Origin of the sequence: Streptomyces sp. SLBN-118, assembly GCF_006715635.1 — a bacterium.
Taxonomy (GTDB): domain Bacteria; phylum Actinomycetota; class Actinomycetes; order Streptomycetales; family Streptomycetaceae; genus Streptomyces.
The window spans coordinates 1,985,094-2,003,840 of record NZ_VFNP01000002.1; the positions used below are offsets into that span (position 1 = coordinate 1,985,094).

At 69.6% G+C, this 18,747-nt stretch carries 16 protein-coding genes; 11 read left to right on the forward strand and 5 right to left on the reverse strand.

Annotated elements, in window-relative coordinates; all coding sequences use genetic code 11:
- Positions 1-85: 85 nt before the first annotated feature.
- The 3 genes from FBY35_RS27690 to FBY35_RS27700 all read right to left on the reverse strand — a co-directional run bounded on the left by FBY35_RS27690 (position 86) and on the right by FBY35_RS27700 (position 3,438).
- Entirely contained in the window at positions 86-1,009 is a 924-nt protein-coding gene (locus tag FBY35_RS27690; RefSeq protein ID WP_142216688.1) for a sugar ABC transporter permease, read from the reverse strand.
- Between the two features lie 61 nt (positions 1,010-1,070).
- Positions 1,071-2,069: a carbohydrate ABC transporter permease gene (locus tag FBY35_RS27695; RefSeq protein ID WP_142216689.1), complete on the reverse strand. Its 999-nt coding sequence runs from the start codon at positions 2,067-2,069 to the stop codon at positions 1,071-1,073.
- Positions 2,070-2,166: 97 nt separating this feature from the next.
- Positions 2,167-3,438 (reverse strand): extracellular solute-binding protein, encoded by a 1,272-nt coding sequence (locus FBY35_RS27700; protein ID WP_142216690.1) that lies wholly within the window; start codon positions 3,436-3,438, stop codon positions 2,167-2,169.
- 365 nt (positions 3,439-3,803) lie between these two features.
- Between FBY35_RS27700 and FBY35_RS27705 the strand changes: the two genes are divergently transcribed.
- The 3 genes from FBY35_RS27705 (at position 3,804) to FBY35_RS27715 (ending at position 7,483) form a co-directional block, all read left to right on the forward strand.
- Positions 3,804-5,450, forward strand: a complete 1,647-nt coding sequence (locus FBY35_RS27705; protein WP_142216692.1) for a glycoside hydrolase family 13 protein — start codon at positions 3,804-3,806, stop codon at positions 5,448-5,450.
- Positions 5,451-5,475: 25 nt separating this feature from the next.
- Positions 5,476-6,507, forward strand: coding sequence for a LacI family DNA-binding transcriptional regulator (locus FBY35_RS27710; RefSeq protein WP_142216693.1), 1,032 nt, complete (start codon positions 5,476-5,478; stop codon positions 6,505-6,507).
- Between the two features lie 97 nt (positions 6,508-6,604).
- Positions 6,605-7,483: a phosphatase PAP2 family protein gene (locus FBY35_RS27715; protein WP_142216694.1), complete on the forward strand. Its 879-nt coding sequence runs from the start codon at positions 6,605-6,607 to the stop codon at positions 7,481-7,483.
- 107 nt (positions 7,484-7,590) lie between these two features.
- On the opposite strand, the gene FBY35_RS27720 is transcribed toward FBY35_RS27715, so the two are convergent.
- On the reverse strand, positions 7,591-10,605 hold the full coding sequence (locus FBY35_RS27720) for a bifunctional [glutamine synthetase] adenylyltransferase/[glutamine synthetase]-adenylyl-L-tyrosine phosphorylase (protein ID WP_142216695.1): 3,015 nt from the start codon (positions 10,603-10,605) through the stop codon (positions 7,591-7,593).
- Between the two features lie 152 nt (positions 10,606-10,757).
- Between FBY35_RS27720 and FBY35_RS27725 the strand changes: the two genes are divergently transcribed.
- The 8 genes from FBY35_RS27725 to FBY35_RS27760 all read left to right on the forward strand — a co-directional run bounded on the left by FBY35_RS27725 (position 10,758) and on the right by FBY35_RS27760 (position 18,417).
- Positions 10,758-11,270 (forward strand): pyridoxamine 5'-phosphate oxidase family protein, encoded by a 513-nt coding sequence (locus FBY35_RS27725; protein WP_142216697.1) that lies wholly within the window; start codon positions 10,758-10,760, stop codon positions 11,268-11,270.
- A gap of 31 nt (positions 11,271-11,301) precedes the next feature.
- Positions 11,302-11,733, forward strand: coding sequence for a VOC family protein (locus tag FBY35_RS27730; RefSeq protein ID WP_142218201.1), 432 nt, complete (start codon positions 11,302-11,304; stop codon positions 11,731-11,733).
- A 209-nt stretch (positions 11,734-11,942) separates the two neighbouring features.
- Entirely contained in the window at positions 11,943-12,317 is a 375-nt protein-coding gene (locus FBY35_RS27735) for a response regulator (RefSeq protein ID WP_142216698.1), read from the forward strand.
- Positions 12,317-12,691: a response regulator transcription factor gene (locus tag FBY35_RS27740; RefSeq protein WP_142216699.1), complete on the forward strand. Its 375-nt coding sequence runs from the start codon at positions 12,317-12,319 to the stop codon at positions 12,689-12,691. The genes FBY35_RS27735 and FBY35_RS27740 overlap by 1 nt, the downstream gene beginning before the upstream one ends.
- Entirely contained in the window at positions 12,688-13,788 is a 1,101-nt protein-coding gene (locus tag FBY35_RS37810; RefSeq protein WP_142216700.1) for a HEAT repeat domain-containing protein, read from the forward strand. The genes FBY35_RS27740 and FBY35_RS37810 overlap by 4 nt, the downstream gene beginning before the upstream one ends.
- Positions 13,785-15,326 (forward strand): glycosyltransferase family 2 protein, encoded by a 1,542-nt coding sequence (locus tag FBY35_RS27750; RefSeq protein ID WP_222123163.1) that lies wholly within the window; start codon positions 13,785-13,787, stop codon positions 15,324-15,326. The genes FBY35_RS37810 and FBY35_RS27750 overlap by 4 nt, the downstream gene beginning before the upstream one ends.
- Complete coding sequence (locus tag FBY35_RS27755; RefSeq protein WP_142216701.1) at positions 15,323-17,434, forward strand: ATP-binding protein; 2,112 nt, start codon at positions 15,323-15,325, stop codon at positions 17,432-17,434. Before FBY35_RS27750 ends, FBY35_RS27755 begins: the two co-directional genes overlap by 4 nt.
- A 41-nt stretch (positions 17,435-17,475) precedes the next feature.
- Positions 17,476-18,417 carry a family 16 glycosylhydrolase gene (locus tag FBY35_RS27760; RefSeq protein ID WP_142216702.1) on the forward strand — a complete coding sequence of 314 codons (942 nt, stop codon included), beginning with the start codon at positions 17,476-17,478 and terminating at the stop codon, positions 18,415-18,417.
- A gap of 60 nt (positions 18,418-18,477) precedes the next feature.
- On the opposite strand, the gene FBY35_RS27765 is transcribed toward FBY35_RS27760, so the two are convergent.
- Positions 18,478-18,738: an ATP-binding protein gene (locus tag FBY35_RS27765; protein WP_313904711.1), complete on the reverse strand. Its 261-nt coding sequence runs from the start codon at positions 18,736-18,738 to the stop codon at positions 18,478-18,480.
- Positions 18,739-18,747: the final 9 nt, after the last annotated feature.

Below are 18,747 nucleotides of genomic sequence, written 5' to 3' on the forward strand. Positions count from 1 at the left end.
GGCTCGGTGCAGCGGTTCGGGCGAAACGTCGGACAGCAGGGCGCACCCGGCCGGAATGCGGGCCGGGTGCCCCGGGGCGTACGGGTCAGGATTTGGCGGCGCCGGCGGTGAGACCGGTGACCAGGTGGCGCTGGACCAGATAGAAGAACAGCGACGCGGGGATGGCGATGAGCACGGAGGTGGCGGCCATCAGGTCCCACTGGGTGTCGTGCTCGCTGATGAAGCTGGTGAGGCCCACGGCGAGGGTGTACTTGTCCTGGCTGAGCATGAAGACCGAGGCGTAGGCGACCTCGGCCCAGGCGGTGAGGAAGGTGTAGAACGCGGCGACCGCCAGGCCCGGCCGGGCGAGCGGCAGGATCAGCCGGTAGAAGGTGCCGAAGGGCGAGAGGCCGTCGACCCGGCCGGCTTCGTCGATCTCCCTGGGGATCGTGTCGAAGTACCCCTTGAGCAGCCAGGCGCAGTACGGGATCGCCGTGGTGCAGTAGACCAGGATCAGCGCCAGGTAGGTGTCCAGCAGACCCATGTTGGCCAGGATGTTGTAGAGCGGCACCATGAGGATGGCGACCGGGAACATCTGCGTGACCAGGAAGGTCCACATCAGCTGGCGGTGTCCGGGAAAGCGCATGCGGGAGACCGCGTAGCCCGAACTGGCGGCGATGAAGACGCCGAGCAGGCACGTACCGAGCGCGACGATCAGCGAGTTGGCGAACCACTGGAGGAACTCGGTGTCGCCGAGGACCGTCGTGTAGTTCTCGAAGCTGATCTTGTCGGCGATGTCGCCCGGGTGCAGGTAGTCGGTCTTGTCCGGGCCGAGCGAGATCCAGGCGATCCAGCAGATCGGGAAGGCCGCTATGAATGCGGCGGCGATCAGCACGGTGTGGATGAGCACGGATGCGGAACGGGGCCGCTCGCCGCGCTTCAGCTGCCGCTTGCCCGCGGCGGGCTTGCGGGGCGGGACGGCGGCTGCCCGTTCGGCGGCCGCGACCGGGGCATCTGCGGTGGTGCTCATGGGGGTCGCTCCCCTCTCTTTCGTCATGGCTGGTGTTGTTGCTCGACGGCCTGGGCGGCCGTCAGGCGGCCTTCTCGTTGCGGGCCAGCCAGCGCCGGTAGAAGGAGGCAAAGACGATGAGCATCGACAGGATGATGACGCCGTACGCGGCGGAGCCGGCGTAGTCGCGCGGGTCCTGGCCGAAGCCGAGGCGGTAGGCCCAGGTGACGAGGATCTGTGCCTCGGGCGCTCCGGTTGCGCCGAACAGCAGGAAGATCACGACGAACTGGTTGAAGGTCCAGATGATCCCGAGCAGCACGACCGTGCTGCTGACGGAACGCAGGCCGGGAACGGTCACATGACGGAAGCGCTGCCAGGGCGTCGCGCCGTCGACCTCGGCGGCCTCGTAGAGCTCCGGCGGGATCGACTGAAGACCGCCGAGGAGCGAGACCATCATGAAGGGGACGCCGACCCAGGTGTTGACCATGACGGCGGCGGTCCGCTGCCAGAAGGGGTCACTGAGCCAGGGCTGGGCGGGCAGATGCAGCGACTCCAGCGCCATATTGAGGATGCCACCGTCGTCGGCGAGGATCAGCCGCCAGGCGAAGACGGTGACAAAGGTCGGCACGGCCCACGGCAGGATCAGGACCATTCGGTAGAAGGTGCGGCCGCGGAGCTTGCGGTTGAGCAGCAGGGCGAGCCCCATGCCGATGCTGTAGTGCAGGGCCACACAGACAACGGTCCAGACGATGGTCCAGGTGAAGTGGGGCCAGAACTGGTGGTCGCCCCCGGAGAGGATCTCCGCGTAGTTGTCGAAACCCACCCAGGAGAAGCTGTCGGGGATCTTGTTGACGCCGATCGTCTTGCCGACGTTGTTGCTGTTGGCGTCGGTCAGCGACAGATAGATGCCGCGGATCAGCGGATAGAGCACGAGCACGCCGATGACCGCGACCACCGGGGCCACCATCGCCCAGGCGTACCAATTGCGGTTGTACGACTGCCTGATACGGCTGATCGGCCCGCGGCGCGGAGCTGGGCCACGCCGGGTCTTCTCGCTTCCGCCCTCGACGGCGACGGTCATCTTCGGCACCTTTACGACAGATTCTCAGGAGGGTGTACGGAGTGCGCCGTGGTGGTACGGCCGGGGTCTGCCGGCCGTACCACCACGGGCGGCAGTGTTAGGAGAAGTCCTTGAGCAGCTTCTTGTAGGACTCGGCGGTGGTGTCCAGGCCCTTCTGGGTGCTCACCTTGCCCTGCAGGATCGCGGTGAGGTTGGTGCCCAGGTCGGCGAAGAGCGAGCTGTACTCCGGCAGTTCCGGACGGGGCCGGGCGGAGCCGGCGAGGATCGCCTGGAACTCGGCGATGCCCGGGGTGGCCTTGACCTCGGCGGTGTAGGCGGAGGTGCGGGTCGGCAGGGTGCCGTTCTTCAGCGCGATCTTGGCCTGGGTCGCACCCGAGGTCATGAAGCCGACGAACTTCTGGGCCGCGGCCTGGTGCGCCTTGTCGGAGCCGGCGTAGACCGAGAGGTTGTGGCCGCCGGTCGGGGCGCCGGCCTTGCCGGTGGCGCCGGCCGGGACGCCGGAGATGCCGAGGTTGGCCTTGTCCTTGAACGCGGCGCCCTTGTAGATGTTCGTCAGCTCCCACGGGCCCTGGACGATCATCGCGACCTTGCCGGTGTTGAAGGCGTCCATCATGTGGGCGTAGGAGTCGGCGGTCACATCGAGCTTGGCGACACCCGGCGAGGCGAGGAGGGCCTTGCTCGCGTCGACGGCCTTGACGGCCTCGGGCGAGTTGACGGTGATCTTCTTCGAGGCGGCGTCGACCATGTCGGTGCCCTCGCCGAAGAGGAAGGGGAGCTCGAAGTAGGCGTCGGCGCGGAGCTGGAAGCCGTCGACTCCGGCCTTCTCCTTGACCGCCTTGGAGACCGTCTTGATCTCTTCCCAGGTGGTCGGGGCCTTGTCGTAGCCCGCCTTCTTCAGGATCTCCTTGTTCCACATCAGGCCGAGGGAGTCGGTGACGAAGGGGGCACCGTAGGTCTTGCCCTCGTACTGGGCCTGCTTGAGGAGCGAGGGGGTGATGTCCTCGGACTGCTTCAGCGCGTCCGTGCCGTCGAGCGGGGCCAGGAACTGCGACTTGGCCCAGGAGGCGGTCCAGCCGACCTCGGCGCGGATGATGTCCGGGGCGCCCTTGCTGCCGGCCGCGGTCTGGAACTTGTTCTGCGCCTGGTCGAACGGGACGTTGACGTAGTTGACCTTGATGTCCTTGTTGGCCTTTTCGAACTCGGCGATCATCGCCTTGTACGTGGGCGCCTCATTCGTCGCATTCGACGTGTCCCACCAGGTCAGGGTGACCGGGCCGGAGGCCTTGTCGCCGCTGTCGTCTCCGCCGCACGCCGTCGCTGCCAGTGCAAGGGCCGCTACCAGCGCGGTGGCCGCTATGCCACGCCGCATGTGAACTCCTTCAGAGATGCCCGAGATGGCGGAGGCGACCTTGGCCCCCTGCCGACCGCTCCCTCGCGGCGCCGGGTTCGGGCCAGAACGTAACAAGGATGAAAGAGAGTCGAAAGACCTTGCGGCAATTTTCTGCAAGAGCAGAGGATCGTTACATCCACGTGTCCTGACAGTTGCCGACGCATCGCTTGACGGCGGCCGTTTCTGCTGTCCGCGGCGCTCCGCAGTGGGCTGCAACTACTTTCGCAAGCTCTTGCAGGGCTGTTATTTTGGACCCCTGAGCACCGTCACCACCGGCCCCGTACCCACGTTGACCTCGTTAGTTGTACGTCCCCCCGCCCCGGACCTGACGAGAGGGACCCTGAATGACCCACGAGCTCACTTCCGCCGTCGGCCTTCCCGCCCCCACCGCGGCCGAGAGGCCGCTTGCTGCAAGCACTTCCAACCAGGGCCGCGGCTGGTGGCGCGATGCCGTCATCTACCAGGTGTACGTGCGCTCCTTCGCCGACAGCGACGGCGACGGCATCGGTGATCTGCGCGGGACCACCGAGCGGCTTCCGTATCTCGCGCAGCTGGGCATCCACGCCGTGTGGCTCACGCCGTTCTACGCCTCCCCGCAGGCCGACGGCGGCTACGACGTCGCCGACTACCGGGCCGTCGACCCGCTCTTCGGGAGCCTCGCCGACGCGGACGATCTTGTACGCACCGCCCACGAGCTGGGCATGAGGGTGATCGTGGACATCGTCCCCAACCACACATCGGACCAGCACCCCTGGTTCCGGGCAGCGCTCGCGGGCCCGACGGGCCAGTCGGCGGCGCGGGCCCGCGAGCGCTACCACTTCCGGCCCGGCAAGGGCCCGGCGGGCGAGCTGCCGCCCAACGACTGGCAGTCGGTCTTCGGCGGCCCCGCCTGGACCCGCACGGCGGACGGCGAGTGGTACCTCCATCTCTTCGCCCCCGAGCAGCCGGACCTCAACTGGGAGAACCGGGAGGTCCACGAGGAGTTCGAGTCGGTCATGCGTTTCTGGCTGGACCTCGGCGTCGACGGTTTCCGGATCGATGTCGCGCACGGCATGGTCAAGGCGGCCGGACTGCCGGACATCGGCCACAAAGAACAGGCCAGGCTCATCGGCTCGCAGAAACTGCCCTTCTTCGACCAGGACGGCGTGCACGAAATCCACCGCTCCTGGCGCAGGCTGCTCGACTCCTACCCCGGCGACAGGATCGGCGTGGCCGAGGCCTGGGCACCGAGCCCGGACCGGCTCGCGCTGTACGTGCGCCCCGACGAACTGCACCAAGCCTTCAACTTCCAGTTCCTGCGGTGCCCCTGGGACCCGGAGGCGATGCGCGCCGTGATCGACGAGTCACTGGCCGCGACCGCGTCGGTGGGAGCGACCACCACGTGGGTGCTCTCCAACCACGACGTGGTCCGCCACCCCACCCGTTACGGCGGCGGGCGGCGCGGCCTGCGCCGGGCCCGCGCGGCCGCGCTGCTGATGTTCGCGCTCCCCGGCTCCGCGTACGTCTACCAGGGCGAGGAGCTCGGCCTGCCCGAGGTCACCGAACTGCCCGACGAGGTGCGCCAGGACCCCGCCTTCTTCCGTGCAGCGGGCCAGGACGGCTTCCGTGACGGCTGCAGGGTGCCGATTCCCTGGACCGCCGAAGGCTCGTCGTACGGCTTCGGCCCCGGATCCAGCTGGCTGCCGCAGCCCGGGTGCTGGCGGGAGCTGTCCGTCGAGGCCCAGACCGGCGACCCGTGCTCGACGCTGGAGCTCTACCGCTCGGCGCTGGAGCTGCGGCGCCGGCTTCCGGCCGGTCCGATGCGCTGGCTGCCCGGGCCCGAGGGGCTGCTCGCACTGTCCCGGCCGGGCCTGGTCTGCACACTCAACACCACCGGATCCGTCATCGAAATCCCGTTGCCGGGACGGCTGTTGCTCTCCTCCGACGGTATGGAACCATCGGGAGACACAGCTCGTATTCCGGCCGATTCCTGCGTCTGGTGGGCAATCTGACATGCGACCGGTACAGTCCAATCCCGTGACCGCACGGCTCGCCGACATCGCAGCCCAGGCGGGGGTCAGTGAAGCCACAGTCAGCCGCGTGCTCAACGGCAAGCCCGGTGTGGCCGCGGCCACCCGTGAATCCGTACTCGCGGCGCTCGACGTCCTCGGATACGAGCGCCCGGTGCGCCTGCGGCAGCGCAGCGCGGGACTGGTCGGCCTGATAACGCCCGAGCTCGACAATCCGATCTTTCCGGCGCTCGCCCAGGTCATCGGCCAGGCCCTGACCCGGCAGGGGTACACACCGGTGCTGGCCACCCAGACCCCGGGCGGCTCCACCGAGGACGAACTCACCGAGATGCTGGTGGACCGCGGGGTCTCGGGGATCATCTTCGTCTCGGGCCTGCACGCGGACACCACCGCCGACATGCAGCGTTACGACCAGCTGCGCGGCCAGGGTGTCCCCTATGTCCTGTTGGGCGGCTTCTCGCCCAAGGTGAAAGCCCCCTTCGTCTCCCCCGACGACCGGGCCGCGATGCACCTGGCCGTGACCCACCTCGTCTCCCTCGGCCACACCCGGATCGGGCTCGCGGTCGGCCCCAAGCGCTTCGTCCCCGTGCTGCGGAAGATCGAGGGTTTCCAGCAGGCCATGGAGATCCAACTCGGCCTGACCGCCGAGGAGTCCGAGCAGCTGATCCAGCACTCGCTGTACAGCCTCGAAGGAGGCCAGGCAGCCGCCGGCGCCCTGATCGGTCTCGGCTGCACGGCCGTGGTCTGCGCGAGCGACATGATGGCGCTCGGCGCGATCCGGGCCGCGCGCGGTCTCGGCCTGGAGGTGCCTCGCGACATCTCCGTGGTGGGCTTCGACGACTCCCCGCTCATAGCGTTCACCGATCCGCCGCTGACCACGATCCGGCAGCCGGTCCTGGCCATGGGCCAGGCGGCCGTCCGGACCCTGCTGGAGGAGATCGGGGGCACCCCCGCCCCGCACAGCGAGTTCGTCTTCATGCCTGAGCTGGTGGTACGGGGCTCAACCGCTTCGGGGCCCGTACAGCGCCCCGCGGGGTGACTGGGAGACGCAGTAGTCCATAGGGTGGAGAGAATGCGTACTGAACCAGACCGAGGGATGATCGGTGTGGGACGCGAATCTGGCAGACTCTCTCCCCATGGGTGAAGCGACCGTGAAAACACTGGAAGGCCGGACGGCCACCCCGTCACCCATCGTGGACGAGGAACGCCCGGCGTCGACGTCTGCGCCGAGCGGTCGAGCGCGCTCACCGCGCCGTCCACGGCTGTGGTTCGAGATACTCCTGATCGCGGTCAGTTACTGGACGTATTCACTCGTCCGCAATGCGGTACCGGAGCAGAAGTCCGCGGCCCTGAGCAACGCGGACTGGATCTGGGGCGTCGAGCACTCCCTGGGCCTCGCCTTCGAGCAGTCGGTCAACCACGCCATGAACTCGGTGACATGGCTGATCGTGTCGATGAACTACTACTACGCGACGCTGCACTTCATTGTGACGATCGGCGTGCTGGTCTGGCTCTACCGCGGCCATCCGGGCCGTTATGCGGCCGCGCGTATGGCGCTCTTCGCAACGACCGCGGTGGCTCTCGTCGGTTACTACCTGTATCCGCTCGCTCCCCCGCGACTGATGAACGGCCACGGCTTCATCGACACGGTGCTGGTCCATCACACCTGGGGCTCGATGGCCTCGGGGAACCTGAAGAACATGTCGAACCAGTACGCCGCGATGCCGTCCATGCATATCGGCTGGTCGCTGTGGTGCGGCCTCATCATCGTGGCGCTGGCCTCCGCGCCGTGGGCGAAGATCCTCGGCGTCCTCTACCCGGTGGTCACCCTTGTGGTCATCGTGGCCACGGCCAACCACTTCTGGCTGGACGCGGTCGGCGGCATGATCTGTCTGGCCTTCGGCTTCGCCGTCTCGTACGCCTGGTACCGGGCGCTTCCACACCAGCTGCCGCAGCTGGTGGAGCAGCCGGAGCGGCCGGTCTGCCGGCTCCCCCGCCTCACCGCCAGGAGATAAGCCGCGCGGCGCTCGCCTCGAAGCGAGCGCCGAAGGAGCGCCGAGGGAGCGCCGAGGGAGCGCGGGGGCGTCAGCCCCCGCTGAGCCCACGCCCCCCGGCCGCTCCCCTACGCTCCGTAGAACAGCGCCTCCACCACCGCACGGGCGCGCCGCGTTATCCGCCGGTAGTCGTCCAGCATGTCCCCGCTGTGGCCCATGTGCGGCTCCCGCCCCGTCACCCCCGGCCCGTACCCCAGGTACCGCCCCACCGCCGCCAGCTCGCGGCCGTACGAGGGGAACGTGTCGCCCGGGCGGCCACGGACCAGCATCACGCCGTTGCGGACGCGGGTCGCCAGTACCCACGCCTCGTCGAGGATCTGCGCGTCCTCCGTGTCGATCAGGCCCGCCGCGTGTGCCGCCCGCAGGGCCTCGCGGGTGCGGGTCGTGCGCAGCCCGGGTTCCGCCCAGCCGTGGCGCATCTGGAGGAGCTGGACCGTCCATTCGACGTCGCTCAGCCCGCCGCGTCCGAGCTTCGCGTGAAGCGTGGGGTCCGCCCCCCGCGGCAGGCGTTCCGACTCCATCCGGGCCTTCAGCCGCCGGATCTCGCGGACGGCGTCCTCCCCGAGCCCCTCCGCGGGATACCGCAACGGGTCGATCAGGTCGATGAAGCGCCGCGCCAGTTCCTCGTCCCCCGCCATCGGTTCCGCGCGCAGCAGCGCCTGGCTCTCCCACACCAGCGACCACCGCCGGTAGTAGGCCTCGTAGGAGGCGAGCGTGCGGACCATCGGACCGCTCTTGCCCTCCGGCCGCAGATCCGCGTCGATCAACAACGGCGGGTCCGTCGTGGGCAGTTGGAGCAGGCGGCGCATCTCCGTGACGACCGCGTTCGCCGCCCGCGTCGCCTCCTGTTCGTCCACGCCCTCGCGCGGCTCGTGGACGAAGAGCACGTCCGCGTCGGATCCGTAACTCTGCTCGTGCCCCCCGAAGCGCCCCATGCCGATGACCGCGAACCGTGTCGGCAGCTCGTCGCCCCACTCTTCGCGTACCGCGGCCCGCAGCGCGCCCGCGATGGTCGCCGCGTTGAGGTCGGTGACAGCGCCGCCGACCCGGTCCACGAGCGCGCCCGGGTCCGCCTCGGCGGGGCTTTCCTCGGTGCCGTAGGAACCGATCAGGTCGGCCGCCGCGGTACGGAACAGCTCCCGCCGGCGTACGCCACGCGCCGCGGCCACGGCTCCCTCGGCAGTGTCGGCGCGCCCGACGGCCGCCAGGATCTCCTGCTCCAGGTGCTCGCGGCCGCGCGGCTTCAGGCCCTCCGGGTCGCCGAGCAGCGCCACCGCCTCGGGCGCCCGCAGCAGCAGGTCGGGGGCGAGCCGCCCCGCGGACAGCACGCGCGCCAGGTTCTCCGCCGCCGCGCCCTCGTCGCGGAGCAGCCGCAGATACCAGGGCGTCTTGCCCAGCGCGTCGGACACCTTGCGGAAGCCCAGCAGACCGGCGTCCGGATCGGCCGAGTCCGCGAACCAGCCGAGCAGCACCGGCAGCAGGGTCCGCTGGATAGCGGCCTTCCTGGTCATACCGGACGAGAGCGCCTCCAGATGCCGCAGGGCCGCCGCGGGATCCACGTAACCGAGCGCCTCCAGCCGCTGCCCGGCCGCCTTCGGGCTGAGCCGCGTCTCGCCGGGCGTGAGCTGTGCGACGGCGTCCAGCAGCGGCCGGTAGAAGAGCTTCTCGTGCAGCCGCCGTACGACCGCCGCGTGTCGCTTCCACTCCTTGTTGATCTCGGCGACCGGGTCCGTACGCAGCCCGAGCGAACGCCCCAGGCGCCGCAGATCGGCCTCGGCCTCCGGCACCAGATGCGTACGCCGCAGCCGGTACAGCTGGATGCGATGCTCCATGGCTCTCAGAAAGCGGTACGCGGCATCCATCTGGGCGGCGTCCGCGCGTCCCACATAGCCGCCCGCCGCCAGCGCCCGCAGGGCCTCCAGCGTGGTGCCGCTGTGCAGTGTCGCGTCGCTGCGCCCGTGGACCAGTTGCAGCAGTTGTACGGCGAACTCGACGTCACGCAGCCCGCCGGGGCCGAGCTTGAGCTCGCGTTCGATCTCGGCCGCAGGGATGTTGTCGACGACGCGGCGGCGCATCTTCTGCACGTCCGGGACGAAGTTCTCGCGCTCGGCGGCCTGCCACACCATGGGCGACACTGCCTCGATGTAGTCCTCGCCGAGGCCCGGGTCCCCGGCGACCGGCCGGGCCTTGAGCAGGGCCTGGAACTCCCAGGTCTTGGCCCAGCGCTGGTAGTACGCGACATGGCTGGACAGGGTGCGCACCAGCGGGCCGTTGCGTCCCTCGGGCCGCAGATTGGCGTCGACGGGCCAGATGGTGCCCTCGACGGTCGTCTCGGAGCAGATCCGCATCAGATGCGAGGCCAGCCGGGTCGCGGCCTGCATGGCCTTGCTCTCGTCGGCGCCGTTGGCGGGTTCGCCGACGAAGATTACGTCCACGTCGGAGACGTAGTTGAGTTCGTGGCCGCCGCACTTGCCCATGGCGACGACGGCCAGCCGGCACTGCGCCGCGTCGCCGGGCGCCGAAGCCCGGGCGATGGCCAGGGCGGCGCGCAGGGTGGCCGTGGCCAGATCGGCCAGCTCCGCGGCGGTCTCGGCGACATCGGTCGTACCGCACACGTCGCGGGCCGCTATGGACAGCAGGCACCGCCGGTAGGCGACGCGCAGCGACACCGTGTCGGTGGCATCGGCGAGTCCGCGCTCGAAGTCCGCGACGCCCGGGTGCAGATCGGCCGCCTCGTAGGTGATGAGCGCCTGCCAGTCGCGCGGGTGGCGGGCGAGATGGTCGCCGAGCGCCTCGGACGTGCCGAGCACGCCGAGCAGCCGGTCGCGCAGGGGCTTCGCGGTGATCAGGGTGTCGAGGAGGCCCTGCCGGCCGTCCGGGGGCTGCGCCTCGACGAGCCGTACGAGGCCGCGCAGCGCGAGGTCGGGGTCGGCGACGGCGCCGAGCGCGTCGAGGAGGACGGGGTCGGAGCGTACGGAGGCCATGTCGGCGAGGCCCAGGAGCCCCTCTGCGGCGGACGGATCGGTGAAGCCGTGCCGCAGCAGTCGCGTGAAGGTACTGCTTCTGCGCCCCGACACCGTCATCCCGTCGTCTCCCGTCCTGCCCGCTCAGGGACCGTCGCGCCCGATTCAGAGCACTGATTCGAGCCTAGGCCCCTGTACGGCCCGCCGGGCGATGAATAAGGGCGCCGGCCGCAGTCTGCACATTCGGTGACCCGAGCCGGAAGGACCACGCCATGCCCGAGAACGAACCCGTGACCAAGCTGGACGCCCGCTACAGCGACGAAAAGGCCACCGCCGACGAGTGGGCCGATGCGGTCGAGCGCCTGAAGGCGGCCGAGGTCTACTGGCTGTCGACCGTGCGCCCCCAGGGCCGTCCGCATGTCACCCCGCTGATCGCCGTCTGGCACGACGGCGGGCTGCATTTCTGTACCGGCGCCGACGAGCGCAAGGCGAAGAACCTCCGCGACAATCGGGAGGTGGTCCTCACCACCGGGGCCAATGCCCTCGATGAGGGCTACGACGTGGTGGTCGAGGGCTCGGCGGAGCGTGTGAGCGACGAGACACGACTGCGCGCGCTGGCGGAGGCGTACGTCGAGAAGTACGGCTCGGACTGGACCTTCGAGGTCCGCGACGGCGTATTCGTGCACCAGGGCGGCACCGCGCTGGTCTTCCGCGTGGAACCGCGCACGGCCTTCGGCTTCGCGAAGAGCCCGTACAGCCAGACCCGTTGGCAGTTCACCGAGTAGAGGAGCTCCACCGATGGCACCGGCAGAACCGATGGAACTGACCCTTGAAGTGATCATGATCCCGGTCACGGATCTCGACCGGTCGAAGGAGTTCTACGCGGAGGGCTGCGGCTTCAACGTCGACCTCGACCAGGAGGTGGCCCCGGGCATCCGCATCATCCAGATGACCCCGCCGGGCTCGCGCTGTTCCGTCTCCATGGGCAGCGGCCTCCCGGGCAGCCCCGGCCAGACCCCGATGGCCCCCGGCTCGCTCCAGGGCCTCCAACTGTGCGTGACGGACATCGAGGCGGCCCGCGCGGCGTTCGTCGAGCGGTCGGTGGACGTCAGCGAGATCCAGCACGTGGGCGCGGGCGGCTGGGAGGACGGCCCGGGCGAGACATGGAACTCGTTCATGTTCTTCCAGGACCCGGACGGCAACGGCTGGGTCGTCCAGGAGGCTCCGGCACCCCTCTCGGAGCGCTGAGCAGACGCGAGTTGCGTGATGTCGTACCGCGTCACACAACTACGCACCGTGATGAGCCCGTTGTCCAACCCACGTATCTTTCCGCCGACTTGGCCGACGTTTCCGCCCGCCCCTTTCGTCACCCTCAGTGATCATAAATGTGGCATGCGCGACAAAAGGCACCTATCTTGAGGGCAGGTGACGCGATACTTCCGTGACTAAGGACAGTTATGGGCACTCCGCGCGTACTCGTGATCGAAGACAATGTGGATGTCAGTGCCCTGCTGAAGCGTCATCTCAGTGGGCTGGGGTGCCAGGTGGCGGTCGCGGACACGGGTGAAGAAGGCCTGGAACGCGCCTTTGCCGACCCGCCCGACATGGCGATCATCGACATCATGCTGCCCGGTATCGACGGCCGGGAAGTCATCCGCAGACTGCGCGCGGACACCCGTACCAGCACGTGCCACCTCGTCGTCTCCACAGTGCTCGACCCGGAGGACGTGACCGAGTTGGCAGTGGACGCGATGCTTGCCAAACCCTTCCGGCGCTCGAGCGTGATGCGCCTCATCGACTCCTTCCGGAATTCCGCATCCCAGGAGACGTAATGCCTCGAGTTCTCATAGCCGATGACGATGGCGACATACGGGACCTCGTCGCGTTCAAACTGACCCAGAGCGGTTATGAGGTCATCGCCGTGGAGGACGGCATGGCCGCGCTCAAGGCAGCGCGCAGCGAGCCGGTGGATGTCGCCCTGCTCGACATACGCATGCCCGGCATGTCAGGCCTGGATGTGTGCCGCGAACTCCGCGCGGCGCCCGAGACCGCGTCACTCCCCGTCATCCTGATCACTGCCCGCTCCCAGGAGGGAGACGTCGAGACGGGTTTCGCCGCTGGAGCCGACGACTACATCATCAAGCCGTTCAGTCCGCGCGAGCTGAGCAGCCGCGTCCAGGCCGTGCTCACGAGGGCCACGCGGTGATCGCCACCGGACTCGTCACCGGCGCGCTGCTGTGCCTGACGTCCGTCGTGGTGCTGCTGGGGGTACTGATCGTCGGCCTGCGCGTCGTCCGCCGGTACCGGCATCGCCGGAGAGACCGGATCGTGGCGCCGGTGAGGGGGGTGCTGCTGGAGCTCCTGTGCGCGGAGGAGGACGAGCAGACAGAGGCGCTGGACCGGCTCACGGAGCTCGACGACCGCACCTGGGGGGCTCTGGAGCCAACGGTGGCGGTGATGTTCGGCAAAATCACCGGACAGGCCAGGACCGCGCTCATCCAGTTGTTCGAGCGCCGTGGGGCCACCGCGCATGCCGTGGCGGATCTGGGCCGCCGCGGCGCGGCCCGCCGGGGTCGCGCCGCGGAAGTGCTCGGCCAGCTGCGCCACCGGCCCGCGGCACCACCCCTGTGCCGCCTGCTGAACGACCACGACCCGGAGGTGCGGCTGGTCGCCGCGCGGGCGCTGGGTCTGATCGGAGAACCCTCGGTCGTTCCACAGCTGCTGGAGTGCCTCTACGGACCGCGGACCGTGCCGCCCGCCGTGGTCACCCGGGCGCTGACGTCCTTCGGGCCGGAGGCGCTGCGAAGCATCGCGGCGGGCCTGCACCACCCCGAGCCGCTGGTCCGGGCCGTCGCGATCGAGACGCTGGGCGCGATCGGCGGGGTCTCCAGGACCGCCGAGATCGCGCGTGCTCTGAGCGAGGACAGCCATGCGGAAGTGCGTATCAAGGCCGCCCGCGCGCTGGGCAGGCTCGGCATGCCCGACGGCCTTGAGCCGCTGCTGACCGCGGTGGACCCCGGTCAGCCGGTCGCCCTGCGCACGGTGGCCGCCGGGGCCCTGGGCAGCCTGGGTGCCGTGGCCGCCACGGCCCGGCTGCGGGAGCTGCTCGGCGACCCGGATGATCATGTGGCCGCCACCGCGGCCCGGTCGCTGCTGCGGCTCGGCGAGGCGGGCAGTGCCGACCTGCGGGCGGCTGCCGAGGGCCGCCCGGGCGACCGGGCGGCGGCGCAGGCCAGGGGGGCCCTCGCGGAGTCGGCTGCCGTGGGCGCGTCCTCCGCTCCCACGGCCGAGGTGGTCCTGTGAGTGTGGGGAGCGCTGCCGACATCCTGAGCCCGGTGAACGCGACCGGCGCCTGGAGCCTGGCGAGCGACGAGTCGTCGGGATGGCTCATTGACGCGGCGCGCACCCTGATCGCGGTGAGTGACGGCGCGATCCTCACGTACTTCGCCCTCATCAACACCAGCTATCTGCTGCTGATCCTCCTCGCCGTGGGAGAGCTCGTCAGAAGGCTGCGCCGGGCGCCCTTCGCAGGCTACGACGACACCTCCGCGAGCCCCTTCACCCCGCCGGTGTCGCTGATCATGCCCGCGTACAACGAGGAGGCGGGAATCGCGGAGGCGGTCCGGGCCATGCTCCTGCTGCGCTATCCGGTCTTCGAGGTCGTCGTCGTCGACGACGGCTCCAGCGACGGGACGCTGGATGCGCTCCGGGGGGCCTTCGGCCTCGTCGAAGTGGACCGCGTCGTGCCCGACGACGTACAGGTGCGCGGCGCGGTGGAGTCGGTCCATCTCCCCAGGGGCGGACCGGTGCCGCTCGTGGTGGCTCGCAAGGCGAACGGCGGCAAGGCCGACGCGCTCAACGCCGGAATCAACCTGGCGCGCTATCCGCTGCTGTGCATGGTCGACGCGGACTCGATCCTGGACTCCGAGTCGCTGCTCGCGGTGGCCAAGCCGTTCTGCGACGACCCGATGCGAGTCGTCGCCACCGGCGGCGTGGTCGGCATCGCCAACGGCTGCACCGTCGTCGCGGGCCGGGTTGTCGAGCCCCGCGTGCCCCAGGAGCTGCTGGGCCGCATCCAGGTGGTCGAGTATCTGCGGGCCTTCATGCTCGGACGTACCGGGTGGTCGAAGATCGGCGGCCTGCTGGTCATCGCCGGCGCCTTCGGTCTCTTCCGCAGGGACGTGGTGGTGGCGGTGGGCGGCATGGACGCGAACTGCATCGGCGAGGATGCAGAGCTGGTCGTCCGTATGCACCGGTATCTGCGTGACCAGGGCCGCGACTACCGCATCGTCTTCGTCAGCGAGCCGATCTCCTGGAGCGAGGCGCCGTCCACCGCGAAGATCCTGGGGAAACAGCGGCGGCGATGGCATCGCGGGCTGACAGAACTCCTGCTCAAGCACCGCCGCATGATCGGCAATCCCCGGTACGGCCGGATCGGGCTGGTGTCGCTGCCCTTCTACGTGGTCTTCGAGCTGCTCGCCCCGGTCGTCGAACTGGCCGGTCTCGTCCTGGTACCCGTGGGCCTGCTGGTCGGAGCGGTCGATCCGGACTTCCTGTGGCGCTTCCTTCTCGTTGCGTACGGCTACGCCCTGGTCGTCAGCCTGGTTTCGCTCGCGGTGGAGGAATACGCCTTCCACCGTTTCGCGCGGTCGCGGGACATCTGGGGCGCCGTGGTCGGCGCGATCGCGGAGAACCTCGGATACCGCCAGCTCACAGCGTGGTGGCGACTGCGTGGCATGTGGGACGCGCTGCGCGGCGCTCCGCAGGTGTGGGGCTCCATGACCCGCAGCGGATTCACCGAGTCCGACGAGGCGCGAGCGAGCGAAGGTGATCGTGCATGAGCGGACGCAGAGGACGTGGCGGCGACTCCGTGACGCGACGGCTCGGCATCGCCTTCTCTGTGATGACCGGCCTCATCCTGCTGGTCGGGGCGGGAGTGCTGACCGCCACGTTCATCGGCCACGGGGCGAGCGACGAGATCGTCGACCGGACACAGCCGGCCCTCGCCGACAATCTGCGGCTGCACGGCGAGGCTTCCGACATGCAGCGTTCCATGCGCGGCTATCTCCTCACCGGCGATCAGAAGCTGCTGGATGCCTACCGGGCGGCACGCCAGGCATACCCGGCCGTACTCGCCTCCGCCCTTGAGCACGGCGATCCCGCGACCGACCGGAATCTGAGGACACAGGCACAGCAGCTCCAGGCATATGTGCGCATCGCCGACCAACAGGCGGGAGTCACACAGAGAAGCGAGCAGGCGGCGCGGCTCACCCGCGAGGGCGCCGTCCGGTACAACGCGTTCGCGGCCACCAACCACGAGCTTGAGGTCCGGTTGAGCGAGGACGTCCAGCGGATGGACGAGCATGCCGACAGGATCGTCCGGGTCAGCGCCGCGTGGGTCGCCGGCCTGCTGCTCGCGGCGCTGGGCGCCACCGTCTTCACATCGCTGCGAACCACCCGTGCGCTGGTCCGGCCCCTCAAGAGCGTGGAGTACACACTCGGCCTGCTCACCGCCGGGGAGTACTCGGCACGGGCGGTGGAGCACGGGCCCGCCGAGATCCGCGCGGTGGCCCGCTCGGTGAACACGCTCGCCGACGAGGGGGACCGGCTGCGCGAGATCGAGGACGAGCGGCGCCGGCTGTCGGAGATCGCCCGGCAGGTCGGCATCCGGATCCGCGAACGCCTCGATGTGGATGAGGTCTTGGACACGGCGTGCGCGGGGATCGGCGAGGGTCTGGAAGCCGACCATGTGTTCATCCTGCTCACCCAGGAGGACAGCCAGGTGGTCCCGGTGGTCCGGGCATGGAGCGCGGAGCAAGGTCTGCTCTCGGCCAGGGGGCTTCAGGCACTCCCTCCCATCCCGTCAGAGGTGGTCCGCGACCACTACCGGCGAGGAGCGACCTGGTCCATCGACAATCTCCCCGAATATCTCTCCGCCGGTGTACCGCTGCCGGACGCCCCCGGGTCCTTCGGCAGGACGGGCCTGCCGGAGGAGAATCGCGACGCGGCCAGGTCCCTCGGCCTGTATTCGGTCGTGATGACCCCGATCGGAGTGGGGGAAGAGCCACTCGGAGCCGTATGCCTCTCCCGCAGTGACCCGGAGCACGTCTGGCACGCCGTGGAGATCGACATCGCGGAGTCGATGGCCACCGGTGTCGGCCGGGCGCTGCACAACTCGATGCTCTACGGGCAGGAAGCGAGCCTGGTGGAGAAACTGCGCGCGCTGGACCGGGCCAAGAGCGACTTCCTGTCGACCGTCTCCCACGAGTTGCGGACTCCGCTGACCAGCATCGTCGGATATGTCGAGCTTCTGACGGACGACGACACGGGCCCTCTCACGGAGCCGCAGCGGCGCATGCTGGACGTCATCGACCGCAATGCCAACCGACTGCGCTCGCTGATCGAGGATCTGCTGACGCTGTCCCGGATCGAGTCCGGCGCCTTCACTTCGCAGAGGGAGGACGTCGATCTGAGCCGGCTGGTGAGTTCGGCGGTGGACGCCATGAGGCCCGCCGCCGAGGCGGCTTCCGTCCGGCTGGAGACCGACTGCCCCGAAGAGCCCCTCGTACTGGAGGCGGACAGCGACCAGTTGGACCGGGTTCTGATGAATCTGCTGTCCAACGCGGTGAAGTTCACCCCGACCGGCGGGGAAGTACGCGTCCGCGCCGCGCGGGAGGACGGCGAGGTGATCCTCAGTGTCAGCGACACCGGTATCGGCATCCCCAAGCAGGAGTGCCAGCAGCTCTTCAGCCGGTTCTTCCGGGCCTCGAACGCCGTGGACCAGGCCATCCCGGGCACCGGGCTCGGACTGACCATCGTCCAGACGATCGTGACGAACCACGGAGGCACGACGGAAGTCACCTCCGAGGAGGGCCGGGGCACGACGGTGACCGCACGGATGCCGCTGGTGACAGCGGGCAGGACCGCGCAAACCGTGACCGATCGGTGAGCCACCGTGAGCGATCGCGGCCGGCCAGGAGGTGAAACCCGATGAAGCTGCCGCTGCGAAGCCGCCGCACGTGCGCCGCGATGGCGTCCGTGCTCGCCGTCCTCGCCGTCGGCTTCGGCCCGTCGACCGCGCGTGCCGCCCCGCCGTCCACCGACGAGTGGGCCGTCGAGTGGACCGATGACTTCGGGGGCGGAGCCGGGACCGCGCCGGACTCCAAGAACTGGATCACCGACGTCGGCACCGGCTATCCCGGCGGTCCGGCCCAGTGGGGAACCGGTGAGGTCCAGCGGTATACGAACGACCCGGCCAACCTGAGCCAGGACGGCCACGGCAACCTGCGCATCACTCCACTGCGGGACAGCGCCGGACGATGGACGTCCGGACGCATCGAGACGCGCCGCAGTGACTTCCGGCCGGCGGACGGCAAGAAGCTTCGCATTGAGGCCCGCCTCCAGCTCCCCGGTATCACCGGCCCCGCGGCCGCGGGCTACTGGCCGGCCTTCTGGACTCTCGGCCGGCCCTTCCGTACAGGCGAGGGAGTGTCACCCACCGTGGGCGAGTTCGACGTGCTGGAGAACGCCAACGGCGTCAACCGGGTGTGGGGCGCCATGCATTGCGGGACGAGCACGGGCGGCCCCTGCGAGGAGAGCACCGGCCTCAATGCCGACACCGCCTGCCCGGGCTCGGAGTGCACCGGCCACTTCCACACCTACGCCGTCGAGTGGGACCGCAGCGTCGAGCCGGAGCGGCTGACCTGGTCCGTGGACGGCAGGCCCTACCACTCCGTCAGCTCGGCACAGATCAACGAGGCCACCTGGGACGCCGCCACGGGCCACGGGCACTTCATCCTCCTCGACCTGGCCATCGGCGGCGGCTTCCCCAAAGCCATCGCCGGGCACAGCACGCCCACCCCGAACACGCGCCCCGGCAGCCCCATGCTCGTGGACCACGTCACCGTCCGTACTACAGGCGGGTCAGACTGACCCGGGCCGGTCGATCTCGGCCCACACGGTCTTGCAGGGCGCGGGCCCCAGCACCGTCCTTCAGCGATCGGCGTACGCCTCGACCAGCAGCAGGCCGCGCCCCGACTCGCCCTCGGGGAGCGGGCCTTCAGTCGCGTGGGGCAGCAGGTCGGCCCGGGTGTCGGTGACTTCGATACGCACCGTCCCCATATCCGTGAGGCGGACGGCGAGGCGGAAGTCCCGTCCCGCCACCCGCCCGTGCAGCGCGGCGTTCGCGGCGAGCTCGGCGACGATCTGCCCGGCGGCCTCGTACGGCTGCCCCCAGTCGGTGAGTTGCCGCACCGTCAGCCG